The 26,986-nt window shown below is 44.9% G+C and carries 24 protein-coding genes, 1 tRNA gene and 1 pseudogene; 6 read left to right on the top strand and 20 right to left on the bottom strand.

The window, feature by feature from the left end; genetic code table 11:
- Nucleotides 1-118: 118 nt before the first annotated feature.
- From HP570_RS26180 to HP570_RS26170, 3 genes are all read right to left on the bottom strand, one after another.
- Nucleotides 119-685 (bottom strand): TetR/AcrR family transcriptional regulator, encoded by a 567-nt coding sequence (locus HP570_RS26180; RefSeq protein WP_173627643.1) that lies wholly within the window; start codon nt 683-685, stop codon nt 119-121.
- A 62-nt stretch (nt 686-747) separates the two neighbouring features.
- Nucleotides 748-1,566 (bottom strand): alpha/beta fold hydrolase, encoded by an 819-nt coding sequence (locus HP570_RS26175; RefSeq protein ID WP_173627642.1) that lies wholly within the window; start codon nt 1,564-1,566, stop codon nt 748-750.
- Between the two features lie 401 nt (nt 1,567-1,967).
- Nucleotides 1,968-2,438 carry a MarR family winged helix-turn-helix transcriptional regulator gene (locus HP570_RS26170; RefSeq protein WP_173627641.1) on the bottom strand — a complete coding sequence of 157 codons (471 nt, stop codon included), beginning with the start codon at nt 2,436-2,438 and terminating at the stop codon, nt 1,968-1,970.
- 148 nt (nt 2,439-2,586) lie between these two features.
- On the opposite strand from HP570_RS26170, the gene HP570_RS26165 reads away from it, so the two are divergent.
- Together HP570_RS26165 and HP570_RS26160 are read left to right on the top strand one after the other, a co-directional pair.
- On the top strand, nt 2,587-3,462 hold the full coding sequence (locus HP570_RS26165; protein ID WP_173627640.1) for an SDR family NAD(P)-dependent oxidoreductase: 876 nt from the start codon (nt 2,587-2,589) through the stop codon (nt 3,460-3,462).
- An 852-nt stretch (nt 3,463-4,314) separates the two neighbouring features.
- Nucleotides 4,315-5,871 (top strand): COG4705 family protein, encoded by a 1,557-nt coding sequence (locus HP570_RS26160; RefSeq protein WP_173627639.1) that lies wholly within the window; start codon nt 4,315-4,317, stop codon nt 5,869-5,871.
- Nucleotides 5,872-6,644: 773 nt separating this feature from the next.
- Here the strand turns inward: HP570_RS26160 and HP570_RS26155 are convergent.
- From HP570_RS26155 to HP570_RS26145, 3 genes are all read right to left on the bottom strand, one after another.
- Complete coding sequence (locus HP570_RS26155; RefSeq protein ID WP_173627638.1) at nt 6,645-7,496, bottom strand: COG4705 family protein; 852 nt, start codon at nt 7,494-7,496, stop codon at nt 6,645-6,647.
- A gap of 653 nt (nt 7,497-8,149) precedes the next feature.
- Entirely contained in the window at nt 8,150-9,409 is a 1,260-nt protein-coding gene (locus HP570_RS26150) for a sensor histidine kinase (protein ID WP_254495478.1), read from the bottom strand.
- Nucleotides 9,410-9,440: 31 nt separating this feature from the next.
- The gene (locus tag HP570_RS26145; protein WP_015891304.1) at nt 9,441-10,118 is read right to left on the bottom strand and encodes a response regulator transcription factor; all 678 of its coding nucleotides are present in this window, start codon (nt 10,116-10,118) and stop codon (nt 9,441-9,443) included.
- A 570-nt stretch (nt 10,119-10,688) separates the two neighbouring features.
- Between HP570_RS26145 and HP570_RS29845 the strand changes: the two genes are divergently transcribed.
- Together HP570_RS29845 and HP570_RS26140 are read left to right on the top strand one after the other, a co-directional pair.
- The gene (locus HP570_RS29845) at nt 10,689-10,814 is read left to right on the top strand and encodes a hypothetical protein (protein ID WP_256436281.1); all 126 of its coding nucleotides are present in this window, start codon (nt 10,689-10,691) and stop codon (nt 10,812-10,814) included.
- A gap of 339 nt (nt 10,815-11,153) precedes the next feature.
- Nucleotides 11,154-11,291, top strand: a pseudogene (locus HP570_RS26140) (ATP-binding protein); the annotation flags it as partial.
- Between the two features lie 297 nt (nt 11,292-11,588).
- Here HP570_RS26140 and HP570_RS26135 read toward each other — a convergent pair.
- The 5 genes from HP570_RS26135 to HP570_RS26115 all read right to left on the bottom strand — a co-directional run bounded on the left by HP570_RS26135 (nt 11,589) and on the right by HP570_RS26115 (nt 17,091).
- Nucleotides 11,589-12,125, bottom strand: a complete 537-nt coding sequence (locus tag HP570_RS26135; protein WP_173627636.1) for a DUF1572 family protein — start codon at nt 12,123-12,125, stop codon at nt 11,589-11,591.
- 139 nt (nt 12,126-12,264) lie between these two features.
- On the bottom strand, nt 12,265-12,846 hold the full coding sequence (locus tag HP570_RS26130) for a GNAT family N-acetyltransferase (RefSeq protein ID WP_173627635.1): 582 nt from the start codon (nt 12,844-12,846) through the stop codon (nt 12,265-12,267).
- A gap of 767 nt (nt 12,847-13,613) precedes the next feature.
- Nucleotides 13,614-14,306, bottom strand: a complete 693-nt coding sequence (locus tag HP570_RS26125) for a TetR/AcrR family transcriptional regulator (RefSeq protein ID WP_164824320.1) — start codon at nt 14,304-14,306, stop codon at nt 13,614-13,616.
- Nucleotides 14,303-15,532, bottom strand: coding sequence for an FAD-dependent oxidoreductase (locus tag HP570_RS26120; protein ID WP_173627634.1), 1,230 nt, complete (start codon nt 15,530-15,532; stop codon nt 14,303-14,305). Before HP570_RS26120 ends, HP570_RS26125 begins: the two co-directional genes overlap by 4 nt.
- A 116-nt stretch (nt 15,533-15,648) precedes the next feature.
- On the bottom strand, nt 15,649-17,091 hold the full coding sequence (locus tag HP570_RS26115) for an MDR family MFS transporter (protein WP_173627633.1): 1,443 nt from the start codon (nt 17,089-17,091) through the stop codon (nt 15,649-15,651).
- Between the two features lie 185 nt (nt 17,092-17,276).
- Here HP570_RS26115 and HP570_RS26110 point away from each other — a divergent pair, with 185 nt between their 5' ends.
- On the top strand, nt 17,277-17,441 hold the full coding sequence (locus HP570_RS26110; protein WP_173627632.1) for a hypothetical protein: 165 nt from the start codon (nt 17,277-17,279) through the stop codon (nt 17,439-17,441).
- Between the two features lie 44 nt (nt 17,442-17,485).
- On the opposite strand, the gene HP570_RS26105 is transcribed toward HP570_RS26110, so the two are convergent.
- From HP570_RS26105 to sigW, 7 genes are all read right to left on the bottom strand, one after another.
- Entirely contained in the window at nt 17,486-17,674 is a 189-nt protein-coding gene (locus HP570_RS26105) for a hypothetical protein (RefSeq protein WP_163852832.1), read from the bottom strand.
- 659 nt (nt 17,675-18,333) lie between these two features.
- Nucleotides 18,334-20,166 (bottom strand): glutamine--fructose-6-phosphate transaminase (isomerizing), encoded by a 1,833-nt coding sequence (glmS, locus tag HP570_RS26100; RefSeq protein WP_173627631.1) that lies wholly within the window; start codon nt 20,164-20,166, stop codon nt 18,334-18,336.
- Between the two features lie 481 nt (nt 20,167-20,647).
- A complete protein-coding gene (gene glmM, locus HP570_RS26095) occupies nt 20,648-21,994 on the bottom strand; it encodes a phosphoglucosamine mutase (RefSeq protein ID WP_173627630.1) in 1,347 nt (448 codons plus the stop codon).
- Between the two features lie 43 nt (nt 21,995-22,037).
- The gene (locus tag HP570_RS26090; RefSeq protein ID WP_087349885.1) at nt 22,038-23,285 is read right to left on the bottom strand and encodes a CdaR family protein; all 1,248 of its coding nucleotides are present in this window, start codon (nt 23,283-23,285) and stop codon (nt 22,038-22,040) included.
- A complete protein-coding gene (cdaA, locus tag HP570_RS26085) occupies nt 23,278-24,102 on the bottom strand; it encodes a diadenylate cyclase CdaA (protein WP_016742679.1) in 825 nt (274 codons plus the stop codon). The genes HP570_RS26090 and cdaA overlap by 8 nt, the downstream gene beginning before the upstream one ends.
- Before the next feature lie 105 nt (nt 24,103-24,207).
- Nucleotides 24,208-24,831: a zf-HC2 domain-containing protein gene (locus HP570_RS26080; RefSeq protein ID WP_016742678.1), complete on the bottom strand. Its 624-nt coding sequence runs from the start codon at nt 24,829-24,831 to the stop codon at nt 24,208-24,210.
- 17 nt (nt 24,832-24,848) lie between these two features.
- Nucleotides 24,849-25,412, bottom strand: coding sequence for an RNA polymerase sigma factor SigW (sigW, locus tag HP570_RS26075; protein WP_016742677.1), 564 nt, complete (start codon nt 25,410-25,412; stop codon nt 24,849-24,851).
- Nucleotides 25,413-25,582: 170 nt separating this feature from the next.
- Between sigW and HP570_RS26070 the strand changes: the two genes are divergently transcribed.
- Nucleotides 25,583-25,741, top strand: coding sequence for an aspartyl-phosphate phosphatase Spo0E family protein (locus HP570_RS26070; RefSeq protein WP_007725277.1), 159 nt, complete (start codon nt 25,583-25,585; stop codon nt 25,739-25,741).
- Between the two features lie 93 nt (nt 25,742-25,834).
- On the opposite strand, the gene rocF is transcribed toward HP570_RS26070, so the two are convergent.
- Complete coding sequence (gene rocF, locus HP570_RS26065) at nt 25,835-26,731, bottom strand: arginase (RefSeq protein ID WP_064203430.1); 897 nt, start codon at nt 26,729-26,731, stop codon at nt 25,835-25,837.
- A 172-nt stretch (nt 26,732-26,903) separates the two neighbouring features.
- Nucleotides 26,904-26,977: transfer RNA gene (locus tag HP570_RS26060), tRNA-Gly, on the bottom strand.
- Nucleotides 26,978-26,986 lie beyond the last annotated feature (9 nt).

Below are 26,986 nucleotides of genomic sequence, written 5' to 3'. Positions count from 1 at the left end.
GGACATAGCAGAGATACTATGGACCACTCGGGAGAAGGTCGAGCTAAACTATATAAACCAAAAAAGCTGCACGCCGAAGCCCAGCTCCAGTCGTACAGCTCTTTATCCTGTTTACGCCTTACGGTAGAAAGTAAAGCGAACTCCGCACAATGTTGTCCAGCATTTCACGTTCCGCGGTTACCGTGGTCACCGTAATCCCGTGCATAACATTAACCAGGTATTGGGCCAATGCTTTCAAATCCCAGGTTCCCTTCAACTCACCGGTCTGCACCGCACGTTCCAACAGTTGATAAAAGGCTTCCTCGTTCTCAGCCATATTGACTTGGACCCGCTTAAATACCTCCGGGTGGGAAGCTGCCAGCTCTAACGAGGCATTCACCATAAAGCAGCTTCTGCGGCGCGTATATTCGATGACCTCGTGAAAATAGCGCAGTAGAAGTTCTTTCGCCGGCCTTTCTTCATACAAGATAGCCGCCAGATGCTGTTTGGATTGCCGGTCGTAACGCTCCAGCGCCTGAAGGTACAAGTCCTCTTTACTTCCAAACGTCTCATAAATGCTGCTTCGGCTAAGTCCAAGCTGCTCAACCAAATCCTGCATAGAACAACCCTCGTACCCTTTATCCCAAAACACGTCGATTGCCAGATCCAATACTTTTGGAATTTCAAAACTTTTATTTCTGCTCATACCCCACCTCTTCCCAAAACAACCTTAAGCGGCTAGGAAGGTGCGTGAAAGTCCAGTTTCACTTAAGCTTCTACAAACTTCAGGATCTCGACGTTAAACTTGTCCTTCTCTTCAAACACGAGTCCATGGCCGCTTTCTTCAAACACGATGATTTTCGCATCTGGAAGCCCGTTAATCTGAGGCTCAAAAGACATTGTATCATGCTTGCCTTGGAAAATACGAACGGGCACATGAATTTGGGCCAATTCTTCCCGCGAATCTTCATAAGCAAGGCACTTGAGCGACATTGCAAGAGCCATGGGGTCAGTTTCAAGCGACATCCGATTGTACCAGTCGACAAAAGCCTGGCTCGGCTTTTGATGGAACAAAGAGCTGTTGAACCCTTCAATTAGCTGTGGACGATCCTGCTGTGCAGCTTCTACAAGAGACTCTACAACCTCAACCGGCAAGCCATAAGGATAATCCGGTCTTTGCGTGAAGAGAGGCGTAGCGGCGGAGGCTAACAGCAGCTTGGAAACGCCATAACCGTGATGTCTTGCCATATATCTCACCGCAACTGCCCCACCCATCGAAAAGCCGACCAGTGTCGCATTTTCAATCTCCAGCTGCTCAAACACCTGGCGAATGTCATCCGCAAACTGATTGTACGAATAGCCGTTGAACGGACGGTCAGATTTCCCGAAACCTCTCAAATCAATACCGATGTAACGAATGCCTTTGAACGGAAGAACGTTTCTTTGGTATTCATACATGGCTTGCCCGACAGGAAGGCCATGTATGAACACAACCGGCTTCCCTTTGCCGACATCCTCCACATATAAGTTTACGTTGCCTCCCACAGGTACATAATGTCCGGAAGCTGTTGTTAATCTTTGAGTCATAATAATGATCCTCCTATATTATCCGATTTTAAGACTTTTAACGCATTCTGGAATGATCGTTCCGAAAAGAGTTTTTAAAAATCGAGTCCCTGAAACTCGATGGTTGCTGCCTAAATTATTTCAGAAACAAGCCTGTTTCTCTCTTTTCGGAACGATCGTTCCTTTATAGCGATGATTATACTCTCTCTTACTCCTTGGAGTCAAGCGGGAGGAAAGCCGTTTAAAGTCACTGTCATTGTTTGTTGGAGAATGAAACAGCGGCGACTTAAGACCTGAAAATAAAGGCTTAGACTACCGCTGTTGTTACTGTGCGTCTATTCATACCCATGAAACCCTAGGATTTGCATATTGGAATTTGGCACCTCTGTTTGAGGGTTCTTCCAAAAGGGCTACTGCTAAGATTACGTTCTCATCCGACGATCATATCCATTAAAGCGCTTAAGCATTTGGGTGAAATTATGAAGCTCCTCATCTTTCCAGTCCGAGATTCGTTCAAAAAAAACAGACTCTTTCTCCTTAAGCGCTTCTATTATTTTTTGTTGTCCATGCTCGGTAAGAGATAGCACAATTTCACGACCATCATTTGGGGAAGCTTCTCTGCTCACATACCCCAGAGCCTGGAGCTGTTTGACAAGGCGACTGACCGAGCTTCGGTCCATCGCAGTTGATTCCGCTAAAGTGGCAGCATTAGTTGGGCCATAGGAGTACAGCCAGCGAACAATATGGAAAGCTGCAGGCTGTAAGGAGGAATCGAATTTCGCTGCAGATCTGACATTTAGGGCATGTGAAGCGCTGATGAGTGCGTTCAGCTGCTCGCCCAACTCAATCTCCAGTTTCTCCCTCGATTCATCTTTGGATGGAGTATTGTTCATCCTCACTCACCTTTCTTTCGATCATATAATCATTCAATTTTAATTGACATATATCAATCAACTCAATATGGTGGACATATGTCAATTAAACACCCTAACTCGCCTATTTTTATTCAAAAAAATTGTATCACATGAAGGAGACATGATGATGACTAAAAAAGCAACGGTTGTTATAACAGGTGCCACCAGCGGTCTTGGACAGCTTGTCTCGATTGAATTGGCAAGACGCGGTTTTGACCTTGTCTTGACTGCAAGGAGTAAAGAACGTTCTGAAGCTACTAGAAAACAGATTGAAGCAATTACATCATCAGCGAAGGTTGACTTTTTTTATGGAGATTTATCGCTATTAAAGGATGTTAAACGGGTTGGCAGTGAAATAGCAGCCGCTTACCCTAAAATTGATGTGCTGTTGAACAATGCGGGAATTCATGCCTTCGAGCCCCGTATTACTCCCGAGGGGCTTCCTGAAATGATTGCTGTCAATTATTTATCGCAGTGGCTGTTGTCACATACGATAAAACCGTCTCTACAAAACGCAGGGAAGGCTAAAGTTGTCAATGTTGCCTCTGAAGCTTCACGCCGTCACGGCGTTTTAAAGCTCCCCGAAGATTTAACAGATACAACTCCCTTTACCGCTCGCGGTTCATCCGCCATTTATGGAAAAACCAAATTGTTCAATATTATGTTCACTGCTGAATTGGCAAGAAGGTGGGCAGGTACGGGAATCAGCGTAAATGCGCTAAATCCAGGATTTAATGTTACCGGACTAGGACGAGAGCTTTGGTTTGCATCCGCATTAGAACGATTGTTGAAAGCCCTTCGTCTTGGAGATCCGCGAAGAGGAGCCGATATTATTACACGATTGATTGTAGAGCCGGAATATCAAAAAATGACAGGCGGGTACTTTAATGTTGGGACCGGAAAACCAATTGAACCGGTACATCCCGGGGGAGATGCTGCAATGCAGCACAAATTGTGGCAGGCTACAGAAGATTTGCTGGCGCAAAAGGGGTTTGTTTCCTAAAAAGCGATTTCCCCATGACAGCTTATCTCATGCAGCGCTAAGATATCGCTCAATTCTCAATATGATACATTAGTGAGACCTTCCCATCATTGCTTTGGAAGGTTATTTAACATGTTCATTTAGAGCATACCATTAATCAAAAAAGGCATTTTCTTCACTTTTTTCCATACACCCCACTTGATTAGGATGTCCACTTACTCTTTCAAGTGAATACTCTAATTTCGTAAAAACTGAAACAAACCTCTCCGCTCACATAATGGTGAGGGTTGAGGTTTGTTTTTACTCTATTGCTATCAATTTTTTCTGATACAAAAGCAGCCCTTAACCGGTTATCGATTACATTTACTGATTGGATTACTGCAGATAATCGTAAACTGAATAGCCTACCGTTATTAACCAACTTGGTATAAGAAAGATTGGCCATCGGATAGATGGACTTACGCTTATCTCCTCGCTTGTGAGCTCTAAACTGCGAATAGCCTATTCGAAAGCTGCTGGAGTTACATGCGAGCAAACAACTTGAGAATGTGCTAATATCCCTTTTTGATTGCTTTAATCGAGTAATCGCACCCATATATTCCTGCTTTGTAGTGAAGTACGAACACACAATACTCCCCATTCATTAGTGTCTAACATAATATCCCTTACTTCCTCTCTGCATCCGAATACTAAAGTTCCGTGATTCAGAAGCTTGACCTTGATTGCATCGGAACAGCCTACACTCATTGAGCTTGTTGGTGTGATAGCTTTTTAATCTTCTTTTAATTCTCCTGTATTACAGTTAATTTGCTCTCACAACGCAGTGAATGAAAATAAGCAGTGAAAAATCACTGCCTGGAAAGGAACATCTATATGGCACTCAACCAAAACAAATTGAAAATTTTACAGAGCAAGGTACCTGAGGTCACGATTTTCTTCTGGATTATTAAGGTCCTATGTACGACTGTCGGTGAAACATTTGCCGATTTCCTCAATTTTAATCTCGGATTTGGTTTAATGTTTACTACCGCTACTATGGGAATCACGTTTTTCATTGTTTTATTTCTACAATTCCGAGCAACGAAATATATTCCAGGCATTTATTGGGTAACGGTTGTGCTGATCAGCGTATTTGGGACGTTGGTTACTGATAATTTGACAGACAATGTTGGAGTACCTCTTGAGACCAGTACAGCAGTATTCTCCGTACTGCTAGGGTTAACGTTTCTTTTTTGGTATCGGAGTGAAAAAACACTCTCCATTCACTCGATTTACACGAGGAAACGAGAGGTTTTCTATTGGCTTACCATTCTTTTCACCTTTGCGCTTGGTACAGCTATCGGCGATTTGTTTTCCGAGCAACTCGGTCTCGGTTATCTATACACTGGAATAACCGTCATTTTGATCATCGTTTGTGTACTTTTGGCTTGGAGCTTTTTGAGCCTTGATGGAGTATTAGCGTTTTGGATTGTTTATATTCTTACTCGTCCACTCGGAGCATCAATTGGAGATTATCTATCTCAAGCAAAAAATAATGGCGGGTTAGGTTTGGGGACAACCGTCACAAGTGTCATTTTCCTTATAGCGATTTTAGCGATCATCGTTTTTCTTGCAGTGACAAAATTTGATCGTTTAGCAAAAACGGAAGCAGTAGATACGGAACAAACAAATGGAATTAAGAAAAATGCGTTGATGCAAACCATAGCCGCACTCTGTATTTTCTTAGCTGTTGGTATAGGCGGTTATGTCGAGTTAAGCAATCATATCGCATCGCAAGCTGCTTCTGCACCAGCGACACTAACCGGACAATTAACCGAATTTATTAAAATTGAAAATGATTTGCTTGCCAACGTAAATGCGAATGACTTTGCTTTAGCGAATAAAGGAGCCGACGATCTGGAACACCAATGGGATGTAGCGGAGCCTGTGTTGAGAAAAATCGATGGAACGACATGGACCAAGATTGATGAAACAATTGACATTGCATTGGCAGCTGTACGTTCAGGAACCCCTGATGCCATCCAGTGCCAATCTGTGCTTTCTGATTCGGTACGTGTCTTAAACGAAGCAAATCAATCATCCTCACAAACCGATTCTCCACAAACGACAGCAGCTAGAAAACCGCAAACCGATACGAAACAAGCAGCATTAGCTGGAAAATTAACCAATTTTGTTACAATAGAAAACAGGATGCTTACCTATGTTAACGCAAACGACTTTGCTTCAGCGAAAAAAGGAGCCGATGATCTAGAACATCAATGGGATGTAGCGGAGCCTACGCTGAGAAAAATTGATAACCCTGCGTGGACCAAAATCGATGAAACCATTGATGCTGCATTGGCAGCCGTACGTTCAGAAAATCCGGATGCCCGCAAGTGTGCGTCAGCACTTACCGATTCTCTTAGCATCGTAAACGGCGAAAATAAATAAGTATGTAAACGGTCGACTGTTTTCAGTCGACCGTTATTAATTGTCTACTTCGATATTTACTCAGACTCACGATCAGTGGCGGTTCACTAGAATGCGACGTCGAACATGTCCGCGACCACCTTGCTCAAATTGAAAGGGTAAAGAAGGCATATCAAGAGAATCAGTTCGTTCAATAACTCCAGCGGTAGTCTAAGGATAGCATACATGTGACGAAGAACGTTGTTACGGCAAACGATCATTTTTGCTTGTAGGACTTACCCTCTTTTCTTTTCGTAAAAATGATTTATTCTGAGGCCTCCACTCGTTGGTAATGACCGATTGCTTTCAGAACGACGATCAGTCCGTTCCCGAAAGGACCTTCAACTCTTAAGTAATTCTCCCAGTCGTAGAAACCGTTCCCCTCGTTCGAAATGCCCTTCAACTTCCCGTGCGATAGATTCATTCTTTCTTAACAAAAGCCAGAACGATGCTTGATCCTTTAGATACATCTATTCCTACGACTTGAGCCTTCACACACTCTTCTGAAATCACTTGCTGACTTAAAATACGAAAAAGCTATTGTACCCACAGAATATTTGTTTGAATTTTTAGGCGACCAAAAATATCTTCTTAGATTACAGGAAAGGCACCCGTTGGGGTGCCTTTCCTTGTTTCGTTATAGTTCGTGGCGGTGTAGGAAGCGATGTAATTTTTGGTCGATTGAGTTTCACTATCGACTATTGGGGATGAAGAGGATGGAACAATGTGCCGTTCACTGAATAAAACGCCGACATTTAATGTTCAACAGATGGCGAAATATTCGAAGATATATTTTTACGTGTTGCGTACTCAACAAGAATGCAGATTACAAGAATGGCCAATAAAATGGCAGATGCAATTTCTGTCCCATTCTCTAATCCAAGCCCACCTTTTTCATGGGGTTTAATCAAGTAATCTCCAAATGTTGCTCCAAAAGGACGTGTCAATACAAATGCTAACCAGAATAAAAGAACTCGACTAATTTTAGTTAGAAAATACGCGAGTACGACGACTAAAATTAGCCCTCCTGTTATCATCGCACCTTGAGCAATGGTGAGCCCCAACCCTTGCTCAAGGAAGCTTCCTCCGCCAGCCAACTTACCGACTCCTTCAGCCTGGTGCGATAAAAAATCTCCAGCTGCCGTACCTAACGTGTTCGAAATTAAAATGGCAATCCAATAAAGCACTTCAACTCGTTTGGTTGCAATACTCTTAACATTTAGTGTTGGCTCTGTGAAATACCAAAAAAGAAAAATAATAATCAGCAAACTGATTAGTAGTAAAGAACCCTTCATATATCCTAACCCTAATGAGCGATCCATATAATCGGAAAATGCCGTGCCCGCTAAGCTTGTGGATGTTATTACAGTCCAATAAACGGGTGCAACATATTTCTTGACTAACAATTGTATGGTTAAAAAGACTACAAAAACACCAATGAAAAAGAGAAACGGAATCAAATAGTTATCTTCTGCTCCAGGAACCGTAACTAAATCACTACCCGTTTCTCCCAAGGTTGTCGCAGCAATCTTCATAATCCAGAACAGAAGTGTTAATTGAGGAATCTTACTAATTGATGAATGTAACACGTTTTTAGCAGTTGTCATTCTATTTAATCTCCTATCTATGAAAAAGTGAATATGACGATTACCATCTCAATTCCTTTGTGATCACCTCTCTTTAAACGGTCATGTAGACATACTACTATCTTTCAATTAAAAACAAATGAAAATCCCCATCCCTTGTTTATCTCTACATTCACAGAGTCTTATAGTCGGGAAATCCGGTAATTGCCTCCCGCCGCAGATGCAACTCAAAAATCATTACACATGGCGAGAGCAGCTTTTTGGTATCTGCGTGCACGAGATCGATAGTTTCGCCAACCGTCTCATCCAATTAAAGCGTTCCCCTACGTTAGCAAAAACAAAAATCTAGCTGTAGGGTCTTTCAATCGTTATGCTCTTCAAAGATCGTGAAGAACCTTCTCAAGCATTACGGGAAAATACACTGATGATGATTTCAAAAGTAAAGAAGACGCCCACATATTCTCACTGCGAGGGCGTCTTCTTTACTTTTGTATTCTTCGGGAATTTCGCAACAGAAACGTCAACACCACCAGCACATGTCCGCAGGCGACGTGTTCGTTTCATGCTAAGTTCCTTTCGTAGCAGATGACTTTTTTCTTCCAGGAAACCACCGGATTTTGAAAGCCACATGAAAAATACCGTAAAAGAGACGTAGAAGCATCTCCCACAGTTTCTTACTTTATCGGTAGAATAACTGTGAAGGTGCTACCAACGCCAGGCACGCTTTCGACGTGTATGGTCCCCCGGTGAGCATCGATAATCCATTTGGCGATCGCAAGGCCCAACCCTGTCCCCCCTGATTGTCGGGACCGATTTTTATCTGCACGATAAAACCGGTGAAAAATTTGCGAAAGATCGGCGGACTCAATCCCGATCCCTGTATCTTTCACCATGATGCATAACTTGGGCTTGTAGTCGACCATCGTTGTCTTGACGGTGAGCGTGATTTCTCCTTGTTCCGGAGTGTATTTCACCGCATTGTCCAGCAAAATATATAGCAGCTGCTTGATCCTTTCCTGATCTGCATGCAGCATGATCGAGTCCTGCCCGTGCAAATTCAGTCGGACTTGCTGTGATTCGGCGAACCCTTGAATCGAACGGATTACTTGTCCTGCCATTACAGAAAAATCAAAGGTTTCCATCGAAATTTCCTGCACCCCGGAATCGGTACGTGCGAGCAGCAACAGATCGCCCACCATTTTTGCCGCGCTCTTCGCTTCTTTTTGCAAGTCTCGCAAGAGCTCATGCGAGAATGCGGAAAGCTTGTCGCCATCCTCCATCCCAATTAGCTCGAGTCCAGAATTCAAAATGCTAATCGGCGTTCTTAGCTCATGGGACGCATCCGCCAAAAAATCTCGCTGCAATTCGTAGGATCGCAAAATCGGCTTCATGGCACGACTCGTCAAAAACTGGCCAGTGACGATAGCCACCCCTAAAAAGAGCACGGACATCCCGAGCAACACGACCAAAAGCCCCTGGAACATGCTCCACAAATACGAAACGTCTTTTCCATAGTAAACTGTGCCTATCAATTGGCCATCGTGATAAACATTTTGAGCAGCTATCAAAAGGTGCAACTCGGACTTTGTCTGGTTTACGATTGTCTTGTATTTGATTTCAACGATATTCGGTTTCCACCTTTTTGCATATCCGATGATCGCTTCCCGCATGTCAGGCGCAAATTCGTCCACCACCAGCAGTACTCCGTTTTCTTTCAAGAAATAATTGAAATACATTCCTTGATTGGCTGAATTAGCATTATCAGGTTTCGTCTCACCCGGTGCAACCGTTTGGGATTCCTCTACTTCTTGCTGAGTAAGCGCTTTTAGTTCCAGTTTTTGTTCGTTATAAAATATAGAAAAGAGCAAACTAAACGTACCGATTATAAACAGCAAAAGGAAGACCATCAGCATCCCGCTATTGATGATAGTCAACCGTTTTCTTGTGCCTCGAAAAAGTTCTCTGTTATGATTTTTCAATGACGTACCCTACCCCCCTGATACTTCGGATCAGCGGTTTTTGACTGGGTGCATCAATTTTTTTTCGCAGCAACGTAATGTAGACATCAACCGAATTACTTGCAACTTCCATTTCGCCCCCCCAAATACGATCGAGGATCAAGTCACGGGTCAGCACCGTTCCCTGATTGCGCACCAATAGATCGAGTAAAGCAAATTCCTTTCCTGTCAATTGGATTTCCTCGCCATCGCGTGTGATGGATTGCTTGGACCGATTCATCCTGATTCCGTTCACCTCGATGATGTCCTCCTGGATCGGGGCAAAATTCCGGCGTGACAGCGCACGCAAACGGGCAAGCAACTCATCCGACTCAAACGGCTTGACTAAATAATCGTCGGCCCCCGCATCGAGTCCTTCGATTCGTTCCTCCAGCGTATCCTTTGCGGTTAGCATTAGAATCGCACCTGAATACCCTTGTTCGCGCAATTCTTTACATAAGGTGACTCCGTCTTTTTGCGGCATCATCCAATCCAAGACAAGCACATCGTAATAGGAGTCGATGATCAGGTTATAGGCTTCTTGGCCATTCGTTACCCACTTGACGTCATGTCCGCCCTTTTCCTTCAGCATATGGGCGATGATTTTGCCAAGAAGAAGCTGATCTTCCGCAAGTAAAACTCTCATATTTGAACCTCCATTTCGCATGCAAGGAATGACCTAGTAGAAAAAGGTCACTATACATATCTTGAGCACTCTCCACCTTTTTTAGCCTATCGAAATGCTAGGAGAATGCAAAAGGATTTATCGCGGATCGATCCACAATAAAACTATACATGTGAAAAATTAAAAGTGAATTAAAAAAAGAGCTTGTCCACGATTCCGTTGTACCCCCTTCATAAACTGCATGATTGAGATTCTAACTGAGGGAGTCAGTTAAGTGTATTTGATGGGCATTGGCGCTACCCCAGATATTTGTTATCCTACTAGTTTCATAAAATCCTTCCTATGCCCTTTTCAATGTCTTCGTATGATATTTCTAAAACTTCCCTACCGATAAGCGGGATAGGAAAGTGATGAAATTCTTGGATGTAAGGAAACATGTACAAGGCATCCTTTCTGTTTATTGCACAATAGAAATGCCTAATATTGCAGCGTAAAAATGCTCATGACAGACACAAAAAAGGCACTTGTCAGCATCACTACTTCCTCCTCCCGTTAGGTTTGCGACAACTTAGCGAAGGGAGAATAGAAAGGATGCTGAAAATGCCTCAACAACACTATATCAAGTTTTTACGCGAAGTAGCAGGATGCTCGGTAAAAGAGATTGCAGAACGCGTGAGTGTTCACTGGCGGACTGCCAAAAAATATGCTGATCAATAGGCTTTTCGTTTGAGTGCTGCAGCGGTGAACAAGTACGGAGAGATTCGAGTGGGTGAAATGATGGTTCTTGTTGCTGGGGATGGCAGCGCCCGGCAGCGAGGTACTGATCCAAACATTTTGGGATCGGCTTGTTATTCTAAACAGCCAACATCAGCAGATTCGGGAAGTAGCAAGACCTTATACGGGACGAACTGTTGAGATTCCGTGGTCGCAAGTGTGCGCTGGATGGCTGAGAAAACCCCGCAGCGTGACTCACTCGCAGTTTCTCCGTATGTTGCCAGAGATCTTGCAGGCGTATGTGACCGTGAAGGATCTGACAGAGCGAAAAGATCGTCTACAAGCCAATGGACATCGGTGTTTGGAGACACGAAGCTCACTTCGGTGCTCGTTGATCGTCTGGTGCACCACGCTCATATTCTCTCATTTACGGGTGAGAGTTTCCGCTTCAAGCAAGCAATGGATAGGATTCCTGTTTAGTTTCAAACAGCTGGCAAGTGCTTAGGCAATTTTGGCTGCAAAACTGAGCATTTTCTACTTACAAAACACATCAGTCTAAAACATTGAGTACTAACAATTATTTAGATGTTCGTTGAAAATAATGTAATAGACTGGAGTTGTTGACTCTATGTAGTTCTTGAATAAAAAAATCTCCAGACTCAGAAAAATTAGTTTTAGACTGAACCCGAATAATAAAACAGCAGCGACCTAAGACCTGAAAAAAAGTCTTAGACTCGCCGCTGTTTTATTACGCTATCGATCCCGTTAGTTTAATGACTAATGGTACTGACCGGTTATGTTTTCTTTAATATCTTTCAGTAATTTGGAGAGGAGTACAATTTGTCCCGCATGATAACCATAGTGAGTAGCAACCTGAATAAGCAGAATTCTAATGACTCTTACATCATAAGTTTCGCCTTCCGACGCGTTAACTCGATGCATCTTGTTCCAATCCTCTAGAGTATACCGAATTATGACTTCTCTATTTAAATCCTTCTCAGATAGGATCGATAATGTACTTGTTGATTCGGATCGTGTTTTTAATAGAAGAATCTTCAATTCATCTCTAGTAATACTCCCTTCGGGGTCAAATTCATGTCGAGAGCGTTCACTACTAAACGGTTTGTTACCGATTGCACTTACAAAATTTTGATATTCATTTCCTGCTAAATGTAAGCAAAGATTTCCGATACTGTTTGTCGAAACCTTCAGCTTTTTCCAAATCAAATCATTATCGAGGTGATCCAAGCTCTTCATAATACGGGTAAGCTGTTTATCCATGTCTTCGAGCACGTTCTTTACTAGCTCCAGCATAGCTTTACTCCTCTGCAATTTAATGTCACCGACATTCTAACATGGTTCAGGCTTCCAAACTATCCTGCCCGTTAGCGTGGAAAAGGCAGCCGGTTTCAATCGGCTGCCTTTTCGTTTAATTGTTGAGCTCTCGTACCCGTTAGTTCAGCCGTTCAGAGTCAACGCACAAAAAAGCCTCAAGGCGGTTCTTAACTTCATGCCAATCCTCATCAATAATACTGAAAACGACATGATCTAATCCATTATATTTCTTTCTTAAAATCCCTTCCCTTTTTGCCCCCAACCGTTCAATAGCTTTTTGAGAGCGGTTATTATTTGGGGTCGTTATTATTTCAACGCGAACAGCATTCCATTGTTCAAATGCATACTTTAATAATAGGTATTTACATTCCGTGTTTACAGCCGTTCTCCAAACCTCGGGGGAATACCACGTCCACCCGATATTAAGACTTTTGTCATTTGATGAGATTCGTAAATATCTCGTCATTCCAACTATTTTGCCAAGTTGTTTATCGAATACAGCAAATGGGAACTCTTCTCCACGTTGCCTGCCTAAAATTGCCGTAGAGATGAAATGTTGCATATCTGCTATTGTATGAATCTTTTTGGGGAGATACTCCCAAACGCGGTCGTCCCTTGAGCATTGAAACAACGAGTTTGCATGTTGTAGTTCAAGTGGAACTAACGATATTCTATTGCCTTTCAGTTCAGTAAATGTCATGGTTATTTCCCTTCCTTTGCGGCTACTTATGTTCAATTAATAATTCTTTGGTTGTTTTGAAAAGCCTTCACATTCGCTCCGCTAAACTGCCCGTTAGCGTAATGTCCGATAGTCAGTCTAATACTATATTTTCTCAGTCTAAAACATTATTTTCTTTGAACATTAGAAAGTTCAAAAAAAACCTGTTATGACAACCATTTGTCATAACAGGTTTCAGATGTCATTTGTCACTTTTACTTATAATCAGGTGATAAACTTAGATATAAGAAGTGACAACATTAATTATTAACTAAACTTATATTTTTACTGCCAACTTTATTTCGTTTAAAACATAACTTTATTGTTAGAAGTTATCTTGGAGCAATAGTTTATTGCTTAGAACAATACTTTATTGTAATGAATCACATGGTGCCTAGAGCCCACCCGTTAGTCTGACTACGGCAACCACGGTGCATCACAGATTGTCGCACTCAATTTTGAGTAGCAAAATCGGCAGTCCCTGTAAAATAAGTTTTAGACTGCCCCCCGTAAAAGAAGCAGTGGCGGACTAGGACTCGAAAATAAAGTCTTAGACTGCCGCTGTATTATTGAGCTATCTTCCGTTAGTTAAATAACAGCTTTGACTTGTGATACGGTTCTCCGCGCTGTCTGTAACGGCAAGTTTTAAGGGCCATCCTTCGTTGGGATGGCCCTTTCTTTGTTCTCGCTTTGTTCAAAAATTCGCTCTTGAAGGGAAACCAGTAAGCCGTTACCGTCCAACAACTGATCTAGCTCCGCTGCAAACCGTTAGCTTGCACAATACCGTTCAAGATCACTTCAATCCCCCAATAGAACCGTTCCTTCGAAACGGTGTCTCCGGAAAACAACTCCTCTTTCAGACTGTGAATGAGCGGGAAACGAACCGGATCTGAAGCTTGGTAAGAACGTTGGATGGCATTCATCTGTTCCTCTCCATGCCTGGACCTAGCGGCCTTCTCGAAAGCGACTGAGGAAACATACAGCAATAATAGATCCATTCCCCAAGCAGCGGAAGTGGACGTAATACCACCCTTGTGCAGGACCGTAAGTAGGTATTCATTCAACCGGAATGCATGGGTCCCTACCGGAATTGCCTGAAGTGATAGCTCCGCAAGTCCAGGCTGCTCGATTAGCAACATCACATACGCATCCAAAGCCCGGAAAAGCTGTTCCTTCCAATTGCCTTCCGTTAGCTCTGGCAGCACGAGCTCCCCAAGTCCATAATCCAGCACATAGGAGCTCAACTCCTGCAAGTTCTTTACGTAAACATAGAGCGAGGAAGGTCCGGTGTCCAGTGCTTTGGCCACCTTCCGCATGCTCATGCCTGAGGTGCCTTCTTCTTTCAACAACTCATAGGCGGTCTTTACAATCAACTCATGACTGAGCGGTTCTTTGGCCGGACGAGCCCGGCGACTTACAATTTTACGTTTAGGTTTCATCATACTTTTCTTATATCATGCCGGAAGCGAATAGTAAATCCGCTTTTCAGGCTCGATTTCGCTTCGTTATACTGCTCATGGTACGAATTCATAAGCTCGTTAAGCTTCCGGGCTGCATCATCCGAGAAGCACAGGACGAGATTATCGTTTGACTCACGAGCCATCTCCGAAGAATAGGCGTACATCTTCTCCTCATAATCCTCGATCGCTTTTGCTTGATCTTCATTCCGTACGATCGCAAGTGCAAGCTCCATTGCGTCCTGCATCGCCATATTAACGCCTTCACCAGCGAACGGAGACATGACGTGGGCCGCGTCACCGATCAGCGTAACACCGGAATTCCTTTTCCACTTGAATCCAACCGGTAACATGTAAATCCGTCTTGGAAGAACAGCATCAGCCGCGTAGCGGATATAATTTTTGAGTGACTCATCCCAATCTTGGAAGATCTCCAGTAGTTTTGCTTTCGCTTCCTGAGGATTTTCAGACCTAATACCGCTTGTTTCGAGCCACTCCCGATCCACCCACAGGCTCGCATAGACCTTAATGCGCCCATCACCATTCAACTGCCCCAAAATACCTTTGTGATCGTCCAATGCAAACACTTTGCCACGACGGTTGAATGCAGCCAAATCAGGATAGCGTTTAGCAGCGTCCTCAACATTAAGCTCTAACATGGTTAGTCCCGAATAACTGACATCCGTATCCGAAAGCAGCCGACGAATACGGGAGAAAGCACCGTCCGCTCCAACTACAAGATGCGCGGTATCGACGAACCCGTTCTCGAAATGAAGCTCTGTCATGCCATTGGATAGTGAAACGGCCTTGTCTAGCTTATACCCATAGCGGATGATCGCTGGGTCCAACTTGCTTAAGAGTAAATCGCAAAGTACGCCACGGTCGATCTCTGGCCGCCCTCCTGGAGCATTCTCATCAGCTACTTCATCCATAAAACATTTTCCAGTCTTATCGAATAGGCGAAAGTCCTCCCCTTCATAACGAGCTACTTTTTGAAAAGCCTCATAAAGTCCGGCTTCCTTCAGCGCCTGTTGACCGGATTCCTCATGAATGTCAAGGGAACCTCCGCGTTCATGACTCTTGTCTTCCAGCTCCCGCTCATAAATGACGGACGGAATGCCATGATGTTGAAGAATGAGCGCAAGCGTTAATCCGCCGGGGCCTCCTCCGATAATAGCGATACGTTTTTGATCTTTAGTAGTTGTTGTCATTGTAAACATCTCCTCAGCATATTTGTCGTTTATCAAAGTGAAATATCTTTATTGCGAACTCCGTTCTTTTCGTCCAAGGCCGCAGAATACAAATTCTCTCTGCTGATAAGCTAACGCTATTTCGATTGAGGTGAGGCAGTCTTATTTTCTATACGTTTTGCAAAAAATAAACTGAGTACTAATGCCGCAATCGCAAACCCCAGAGTGATCCAGAACGTGGAACCGAAAGCATACCCCAACTGATTGAGAGTATGCTGGGAAGGTAGTTCTCTAATCTTTTCAGCTAGAAAAGCCATCGTAATCGTCACTCCGAAGGATGACATGATTTGCTGGGCTGAAGTTGTTATCGGTGTCACGCGACTGACTAGTTCCTTCGGAGCCGATTTGAGCACATGAGTATTGATCTGCATCATCGTCAATCCTTGGCCTAGTCCTGCAAAGGCAAAGCTACACATAATGTACAACGGACTGGTATTAGCAGTAACTTGTGTCAATGCGAGCAATGAGCCAGATAGAGACAGAATGCCCATAATGGCAACCGGCCGAACTCCGTAACGGTCAAACAATTTGCCACCGAGGTTGATTCCCACCGTTGACAAGATTGCCTGTGGAATGACATACAGTCCAGCCTCAAGCGGCGAAAGGCCCTTAACCTGCTGCAAATAAAGAGGGAACAACAGAATGCTGCCGAACAAAGCAATCTGATTTAGCCACGCGACGAGAATTCCATGTACGAATGCCGGAGAGCGGAACACCCTAAGCTCCAGCAGAGGATATTTCTGCTGCAATTCATGCCAGATAAAAATTGTAAGCATGACGATACCGAATATGAGTGAACCAAGCGTCCATGCATTCGACCAGCCCTTCTCACCAGCTTGGTGAACCGCGAAGACCAGTGAGGCGAAGGAAATCGGAGCTAAGATTGCGCCGACTACATCGAGCTTGCTGTTGTGCTTCGGCTTCGCTGTAGGGAGATATCTCCATGCCATTAGTAACGCGATAAACCCAACCGGCACATTGATGAAAAAGATCCAGTGCCAATTTATAAACTCAATAAGCCAACCAGACAGAACAGGACCGAGAATCGGTGCGAGTAGCATCGGAATCCCGAGAATCCCCATGACTGAACCACGTTTGTCGGGAGGCGAAACGGAGAATACCGTTGCAATCCCAATCGGGGCAACCATGCCCCCTCCGAGTCCTTGAAGGATACGGAAGATGATCAGTTGCTCAGGCGTTTGCGCCAGGGCACACAAGACAGAAGCAAGCACAAATAACACGATGCTCGTCATAAACATCCGTTTTGACGAGAAACGGTCCGAGAACCAACCTGCGAGCGGAATAATAGCTGATAATGACAAAGTATAGGCCGTAATGACCCATTGAATGGTGCTGAGATTGGTATCAAAGGCGCTTACCAATTTCGGTACTGCCACGTTCATAATCGTACTGTCCAAGATTACGAGGAACATTCCCGAAGTCACTGCAAGCAGCACCGGTAATATTTTTTTCAATGAAAATTCTGACTGCATACTTGCTGTTTTATTTGCTGACCCCATATCGATTATTCTCACTTCTTTCTGTATAAATTTCAGAGCATGCTTATTGAGCTCTAATAAGCACATTTCAGTTATACCATTACGAACACCGTTCGTCAAGAACAGTGTTCGTAATGGTTATACATATATCATAACCATGACCCCTTTTTCGAGAGGTTATTTTCATTTTTAGGAGGGACAGATGAATGAGAATCATCAAGACACAGCAAGACCTTGTAGTCTTACGACTTGCTGTGACACTTCCAGTGGAACTTCTCCTTCAGGTTGAGGAGTATTTACTACAACTTAGAGATGAGCAGAAGGAAGAAGAGGCAACCGAGTTTCGTTTGGTCGGAAGGGCTACATCGTAGTTCATGAAGCCGGTGACAACATTCGAGATCTTGGCAACGTGGGGTTAGACCATGAAAACGGAGGACTGCTTGGAAGTCACCCCGAGTACGTAGAAATACTCGATGTAGGTGATGGGCTCCAATCGTACAAAGTCGCCATACTGTACGATAACGACTACCTGATGACGTTCTTCACGCAGGCCGGAGCGCACGACGAGGAGGTGGAGAAATATATTCCACTTGCGCCTGGGCAAGTAAACCCACCTTTTCCTCTACTGCCGATACACATTTTGACATTGTTCTTCATCCTCCTAGGTAGTTTTCTGCATACAAAAAAGCTCACTCCATTTTCAACAAGTGGAATAAGCCTTCTAAGTGTGGTCAAGTTTGTAAAGTGTGTGTTACGAGTTACAGTTTGCGACTCTTCCCCAAAAAAGTAAACTCCCTATGCTATCACTATTACCTTAATCTGCTAATAAAGCTACTATCGAGTACTATTTCTTGTCTGATGGTGTTTACCATCACTTGTGATACGGTTCCCCACACTTGATCTTAAACGAATCTCCAGAATAGCTGACCGCCAGTCTAACGCTTGATTTCTCGGTCTAGTACTTTATTTTTCGGTCTACAACTTTATTTTACAGTCTACACAGAGTCAAAACCAAAATAAAAAAGCACAGGAGGTATCCTGTGCTTTTTAGTCATTGTGACTAACTGTCTAAATGCTTTCCACTTAAGCAGAAACTAACTTTATTGTCAAAGCACCAACTATATTGTCAAAACACTTACATTAATGTCCAGACACTAACTATAATGTCACTGAACATATAACAAAACAATACTTTTTTGTATTTATAATTCAAGAACAATACTTTATTGTAATGAATCACTCGACTTATTAACCCTTCAACCCTTACTCAACCGTCACACTCTTCGCCAAGTTACGTGGTTTATCCACATCGAGGCCGCGAGCGACAGAAGCGTAGTAAGCAAGCAATTGCAATGGAATGACGGTCAGAATCGGTGTGAGCATTGGCAGAGTGGCTGGCATGTAAATGACCTCATCCACACTCTTCGCCAGGTCGTGGTTGCCTTCAGTCGCAAAGCCCAGTACATGAGCGCCGCGAGCTTTTACTTCCACGATGTTGCTTACCGTTTTTTCGTAGATGTCTGGTTGCGTAGCCAAAGCTACAACTGGAACATTATCTTCAATCAGCGCAAGAGTACCGTGCTTCAGCTCACCAGCTGGATACGCCTCGGAGTGAATGTAAGAGATTTCTTTCAGCTTCAGAGAGCCTTCCAGCGATACCGCATAGTCGAGGCTACGGCCGATGAAGAACAGGCTGCTTACCTCTTTCGTGCCCTCTGCAAAGCGACGAATTTGATCATCGTCATTCAGCATGGAAGCGATTTTGCCAGGGATCTCGCTCAGGTGCTCAACCACTTCAGCAACCTCAGCAGCCGCCATGGTGCCTTTTACTTGAGCCAAATACAGGCTGAACAAGTACAGGGCAACGACTTGGGAGGTGTATGCTTTCGTAGATGCTACCGCTACTTCTGGACCAGCCCACGTAAAGATCACTTCGTCAGCTTCACGAGCTACGGAGCTGCCTACCACGTTGGTGATAGCCAACACCTTCACGTTGCTTTTTTTCGCCTCACGCAGAGCAGCCAGCGTGTCTGCTGTCTCACCGGATTGGCTGATGACGATCATCAGTGTCTTGTCTGTGTAGATCGGATCACGGTAACGGAACTCGGAAGCGACTGCTACCTCTACAGGTACGCGTGTCCATTTTTCGATAACATCCTTACCGACGAGACCCGCGTGCATGGAAGTACCGCATGCCACGATGTAGATACGATCGTATGTCGCCAGTTCCGCATCGCTCATTTTCAGCTCAGGCAAAATCACTCGTTTGTTGTCCTCGTCAATGCGGGCACCCATGGTATCGCGAACAGCTTGAGGCTGCTCGTGCATTTCCTTGAGCATGAAGGAATCATATCCGCCTTTTTCCGCTTGTACCAGATCCCACTCGACATGGAACAGTTCCCGCTCGATTTTCTCGCCGGTCTCTGCGTTCATCAGTTCCACACCATCGCGTGTCAACACAGCCATTTCGCCTTCGTTTAAAATGTACACGTCACGTGTATGCTCTAAAATAGCTGGGATATCCGAGCCGATAAAGCTCTCGCCTTGACCCACACCAACTACCAACGGGCTAGCCAAACGAATCGCTACCAGCTTATCTGGCTCGTGCTCCGTCATGATTCCCAATGCATAGGCACCACGCATACGTTGTACAGCACGACGCGCTGTAGAAACGATATCGTCATCGTACATGTCAGCGAGCAAGTGAGCGATAACCTCGGTATCTGTCTCAGAGGTAAACTTGTAGCCTTTTGCCAGCAGCTCTTCTTTCAATGGCAGGAAGTTTTCGATAATCCCGTTGTGAACGACTGCAAAAGCCGCTTTCTCGTCTGTATGTGGGTGGGAGTTCTCGTCAGACGGTTTTCCGTGTGTCGCCCAACGTGTATGCCCGATTCCCATAGAACCAGTCAATGGCTTCGACTCCAAACGACTTTCCAGAACAGCCAGACGACCTTGCGCTTTTGAGTAATCCAAGCCGTTTTCATTCACGACAGCAACCCCTGCTGAATCATAGCCGCGATACTCCAGCTTGCGAAGTCCTCCGATAACGATGTCTTGCGCTTGTTTATTTCCAATATATCCAACGATTCCGCACATAAGTGTATGGTCCCCTTCCAATTTGGCGAGGGACTTCCACCCGAACAATGGTACGGGGGTGAGTCCCCCGCCATTCCATGTTTTTTCTATGATCATACTGTTTCATCTATTTCGGCAATGGCAAAAAACGTATCACACACAAGGTTTTGTCCATCAGATCACCCTGATGTTTTGTCCCTGCGCTCTGCGGCAGTGATACTGCTGCCGGGAGGTATCCGCCGAATGCTTCGATAAACCTCCACCTCGTCCACTGGGCTCCATGTCGGGCAGCCTCAGTGCTGGCGCTTTCCAATGGTATGCATTTGGTTTACGTGCTTATTCTTTTTTGCACAACCCCTCCCAAGTTTTTCTTTCTTGGTGCTAGCGCACATGAACACTGTACCACAGATTGTGAAGAGCGACAACATTTCGTCGTCGTATTGTAGTTGTATGCAAAAGGGAGCGGCATCGAAACCGCTCCCTGAAACTTTTTACACTACTTTTACACTAATTGTTGTTTGACCACGTCAACGATCCGATTCACGAGCCCTTCCAATTGTGCAGCATCTGGACCTTCTGCCATGACACGTACGATTGGCTCTGTTCCAGACGGACGAACCAGAACGCGACCATTGCCAGCCAAATCTTCTTCTACTTCACGAATCGCCTGCGCAATAGCTTCATTACCATTCAGCTTTGACTTGTCCTCTACACGGACATTGATCAAAAGCTGCGGATACTTGACCATCACTTGTTTGAGCTCGGACAACGGCTTGCCAGACTCCTTGATGATGTTCAAGAGCTGCAGACCCGTTAACAGACCGTCTCCTGTCGTATTGTAGTCCAGGAAGACGATATGACCAGACTGTTCGCCACCGAGATTATAGCCGCCGCGCAGCATCTCTTCTACTACATAGCGATCCCCAACAGCAGTCTTCGTTGTATTGATGGAGCACTCTTCCATCCCTTTGAAGAAGCCCATGTTGGCCATTACGGTCGTGACAACTGTATTGTTGTTGAGCTTTCCTTTAGCCTTGAGCGCTCGCGCACAGATCGCCATAATATAGTCGCCATCGATGATTTCACCATTATCATCTACTGCAATGCAGCGATCCGCGTCCCCATCAAAGGATAGACCCAAGTCAGCTTTATGCTTCAAAACTTCTTCTACTAAGCGTTCAGGATGCGTTGAACCGCACTGGTCATTGATGTTGATTCCATTCGGATTCGCACCAATCGTGATGACTTCAGCGTCCACATCCGCAAACAGACGAGCTGCCAATGATGAGACAGCACCATTTGCACAGTCCAGAACTACCTTCAGACCGTCAAATCGCTCGGATACGGTGCTCTTCAAGTGAGAGAGGTACTTTTGTCCACCCTCCAGGAATTCCAGAACCGTCCCGATTTGTTCGCCTGTTGGTCGAGGCATCGTATCCTCTGCCGCGTCCAAATACTGTTCTACTTCAGCTTCCACTTCGTCGGACAGTTTAAAACCGTTGCTGCCGAAGAACTTGATTCCGTTATCCGGAAACGGATTGTGAGAGGCGGAGATCATAACTCCAGCATCTGCACCAAGTGCACGTGTGAGATACGCTACCCCCGAGGTGGAGATAACACCCAATCTGACCACTTCTGCTCCAACCGATAACAGTCCAGCCAAAAGCGCGTTTTCCAGCATTTGACCGGAAATGCGCGTATCGCGCCCAATCACCACTTTTGGTTTCCCTTCCTGCTTGTGTCTGGTGAGAACGTAACCGCCAACGCGTCCGATTTTAAATGCCAGTTCGGGTGTCAGTTGTGTATTTGCTACACCGCGTACACCGTCTGTTCCGAAATACTTCCCCATGATTGTCCCTCATTTCCTTCCTTGTGCACACAACAGCTTATGTCTACCTTTGCTTGTTCGTGATTTGAATTGTGACCTTTTTCGGTGCGCCCGCAGAAGTCTTGATATACTCCGACTGATTGAAAATATAATTCAATGGTACTTCGTACACACCAGCCGGCATATTGCTGACATCTGCTACGACCTGCAAGTCTTCATGCCTCAACTGATTCAGCACTACTGGAGCGCCGATTACGTCGAAGTCGATTGTAGACATCTCCTGGCCATCGGTGGATAGTACCTTTGCTTCCATGCTTTCTGATAGCCCGCTAATGCGAATCGGAATCTTATCCAAACGCTTGGTCGTTGATGGAACGACTTTCAGCGATACGGTTAAATACTCCGGCTCTACCTTCACAATATTATCCATTAACGGTATCTTTAGCTCTATATCGCGATCTGATGTAATGTTGCTGAGATCGATTTCCGGCCCTGGATAAGTGTTGGATTTGATGCCATCAATGACTTCCTTCGGTCCATAGACTGTGACCTCTTCCACATTCATACCCATACTAGCCAAACTATAGCCATTCGGCAATTCATTCGTCAAGTTTAATTTGATTGGCACTTTGGCAAACGGACTCGTTACGGGAATGTTCACTTCTACCGTAAGTGGCACTACATCGGCACCTTGAATCACGTTGCCAGACTTGTCCACGACTTTGAGCGGAACCGTTGTTTTGATTGCGGAAGTAGCCCCTTCCAGGTCAACCGATGCCTTAACTGCTGCTACCTTATTCACTTGGCTTTCAGGTACCCTTACAAGTGCTCTAAACGGCTTTACAATAGGTTCTCCAGCCGTGTAACCAGGGGCGACCTGTCCCAATTTCTCCACAGAAACTTCACGCTCAACGGTCTTCTTCTCTTCCAAGGTAATTTCCACGATATTCGGGATGATCCCTACCTTGACTTCATCCGGGAATCCCTTGTACTGGACAGGTACACGATGTGTTCCTTTGCCCAGGCTCGTCGCATCGACATACACTTCCCACGATTCCTCTGGGAAGAAATTGTGTCGATAAAAAGGATTATTACTTTCCAGGGCGACCTTTACCGTTCGTTGCTGCTTGACCACCTGGTAACGATCGGTATCGTATTTCACATGCAAATTGACACTATCAATAAAAGTTGGCTGACTTGCCTCAGGAGTCGTCGTTTGTTCGGCTTCCAGATTGACAATCATCCACGTCATGATAGCCAAAAGCAACGCAACAGCACGTGCAAACCAGTGACTGTTTAACCATTTATCCATGTTTTCGCCTCCATTGCCAACGACTTCCCATGGATTTGCCTTTGGACAGAGGCTGAAGCTGTTCTGTCAGCATCTCTGCCAGTTGCGCCTCCGTCAGATTGCGATTCATTGCTCCATGCGCGGCAAAGGACACCTGTCCAGTCTCTTCAGATACGATGATCGCAATGCCATCGGAAACCTCACTTAGCCCTATTGCCGCTCGATGGCGCGTCCCCAACTCTTTGGAGATGGAATTGTTTTCAGACAGTGGAAGATAACAGGCAGCAGCCATAATCATGTCTTTTCGCATAATGACTGCACCGTCATGCAGCGGTGTATTCGGAATGAAAATATTAATCAGCAGCTCCGAGCTGACTCGCCCGTTAATGCCAATACCCGTTTCCACGTAGTCATTCAGACCCGTCTCTCTCTCAATGACGATCAATGCACCAATGCGACGCTTGGCCATGTACGTAACCGATTTGCCCACCTCTTGAACCAAGCGGCTAACTACCTCTTCATCCTGCGTACTGCTTGAACGGGAAAAAAGCTTGCCTCGCCCAAGCTGCTCCAGTGCTCGACGTAACTCCGGCTGGAAGATGATGACAACGGCCAAAACCCCGAATGTAAATGCTTGATTCATCAGCGCGTGTAGTGCCGTGAGCTGGAAGTATTTGCTGAGGAACCATGTGATGACGATGACCATAATCCCCTTCAGCAATTGTACAGCGCGCGTCCCGCGAATAAGCATAATGATTTTATAGAACACGTATGTAACGAGTAAAATATCCGTTGCATACCGTAGCAAATCCCCATAATCCATGGATATCGATATCATAACGAAGCCCCCATATCTCGCTCCATCTAATGAAGTCAGTCTATCTCCTGCGGAAAAAGCACGGCTCCACTGCCGTGCTCTGATAGCTGTACTCTCTATTTTCTCTTATGGCAAGATCGGAAGCAAGTCATTTCCAATATTTTTCACCTCATACCAGATCCAATCTACGATCGCTTCGATCGATTCGGTATTTCCCACGACTTGGGCGGTAGATGCCACGAACACTTTTCCTTCAATAGCCACAACATTTCCTGATACATGGCCTTGAACATCTACGTTTCCGTTGCGGACAACCAAGTCTCCATCAATATTGGTTCCTGCTGGTACAACTACGACATTGCGTTCACGATCTATTTTTAATTTATCCAAATTAGCAGAGGATACCTGTAGAGTGTCATCCTGATCAAACCAACTGTTGAGTACGCTGCCGGTCATCAAAAAGAGAAATACCGCTGCAGCTGTCAAAAACGGATGATTACGAAGCCATCCTGATAACAGATTCGCTTTCGTCGGCGCAGGCAATTGCGCAAGTACACGAGCTGTAAAATCAGAAGAGACATGAATATGTGAAGCGCTTTGAACAAAAGCGATGGCTCTCTGCAACTCATGCATATGCTGACGACAACTCACACAAGTCTTTATGTGTGCTTGCAATTGCAGATTGGCTAATTCATCAGTGTCCCCATCTAGATATTCGTGGATGAGGCAAATCATATCCCGGCATTCCATCGTGATTTTCTCCTTTCTCACATCAATCGCAACTTGCTGCGTAATGCTTCCCTTCCTCGGTGAATACGCGTCTTGATTGTCGTTATGGGAAGCTTTACGATATCGCTGATCTCCTGCAACGACAAATCCTCGATATAACGCAAGATCATAATCGAGCGATATTTGGGCTGTAAGTGAGACAAAGCATCTTGTACAGTCTCTTGCAGCTCCTGCGTTACGACTTTGTCCTCCGGTGTTCGCTCGTTAGAAGACAGGCGTGAATACCAGTCCAGGCCTTGCCCTGGTTCGGTTTCTTCATCCAATGAAAAGTCAGGTCGTTTTTTCCGGCCACGGTCGATACATAGATTGGTCGCGATCCTGTAGATCCACGTGGAGAACTTATAGCTGTCATCGTATGAATGCAAATTGGCATAGACACGCAAAAATGTTTCTTGCGCGATGTCCTCTGCATCCTGACGGTTTCCCACCATACGATATGCGAGCTGAAATATCTTGTCTTTATAAATCTCGATTAACTCCGCAAAAGCTTCACGGTCTCCGCGCTTTGCCCGCTGAGTCAACCGTTTCTCTACAAAATCCATGCGATCCTCCCCACAATACCGTAATCCTATATACGGATGATACTGCATATGGTTTCATTTTTAATCTTGTGTTTGTGCGGATATTTTGTTGGGAAATAGAGGAATAAGCGTATTGCTTTCTTCTATATATAAGTAATGATAGCTCATTTATCATACGGGTGGAAAGGAGAGTGCAACGATTGTCAAAAAAAGACGTTCTCCTCGAGATTGAAATGCTGCGAAAAGAACTCAACGATCAATACAAAAAACAAGCCTGCATTACTCCAGAATTAGTTACACTAAGTGTACAACTGGATCAGCTATTAAATAAACTGCGTCTCCATCCTTAGAATGTACAGCTTTCCCTCATCAAAGTAAAGATGCGGTAAAACAAAAAAAGAGGGCCAAAAGCCTCTCTTTTTTCATGATCTTCTTCATTTATTTTATAGTAATTTATCACCAAAAACGGAACTCATCAAAGCGACTGCAACGCGAGCCGTCATGTTTTCTCGGTCAAGAATCGGGTTGACCTCTACGAATTCTGCCGAGCAAAGAATTTCTGCATCTGCCAGCATTTCCAATGAGACATGCCCTTCACGATAGGAGATACCACCTATTACTGGCGTCCCTACTCCCGGGGCATCATGTGGATCAAGTCCATCCAAGTCGAGGCTCAAATGCACGCCATCTGTGTTTTTAGACACATGCGCGATTGCTTCATCCATGACTCGAGCCATACCCAACTTATCAATTTCATGCATGGTGAAAACCTTCATCCCGATACGCTTGATCAATTCACGCTCACCTTGATCCAGATCACGCGCACCGATGATGACCACGTTTTCTGCCTTTACCTTTGGTGTATATCCCCCAATGTTCGTCAGACGCTCGTGCCCATACCCCAAGCTCGCTGCCAAGGGCATACCGTGAATATTTCCCGATGGAGAAGTGGCACCTGTATTCAAATCACCATGAGCGTCAAACCAAATGACACCCAGGTTTTTTACGTGCTTAGCCACACCCGCAATGGTTCCAAGGGCAATACTGTGATCTCCACCCAATACGAGCGGGAATCGACCAGCAGTCATGATATCGCTTACAACATTGGCAAGCTTTTCATTGGCTTCCACGACTTCATCCAGGTATTTATGGTTTTCCGTCTCGGTGAAGTGATGAGGGCGCGTTACAAAAATATCTCCGCGGTCTTCAATATTGAAGCCCATCTTTTCCAGGCGTGCTACAACACCTGCATAACGGATTGCGCTAGGCCCCATATCAACTCCGCGGCGGTCTGCACCTAGATCCATCGGTACACCAACAATGCTCATGTTTTTGTTCATAAAAGTGCCACCCTTTCCTTCGTTCATTTCATTCTCTACCTCTATATTGTAGCCCCGGAAAGCAAAATGACTCAACTCGACATGATTTTGCATAAATAACCTGTCGGACAAGCTTTGTCAAAAACACAAAAAAACGAGTAACCATTTCGGTTTCTCGTTTCTCGTAAACATATGGAGCGGGTGATGGGAATCGAACCCACGCGACCAGCTTGGAAGGCTGGAGTTCTACCATTGAACTACACCCGCATATAAAAA

Origin of the sequence: Brevibacillus sp. RS1.1 (assembly GCF_013284365.1) — a bacterium.
Classification (GTDB): domain Bacteria; phylum Bacillota; class Bacilli; order Brevibacillales; family Brevibacillaceae; genus Brevibacillus; species Brevibacillus brevis_D.
The sequence above is the reverse complement of the archived record's forward strand: the minus strand, read 5'-3'. Positions and strand labels throughout refer to the sequence as shown.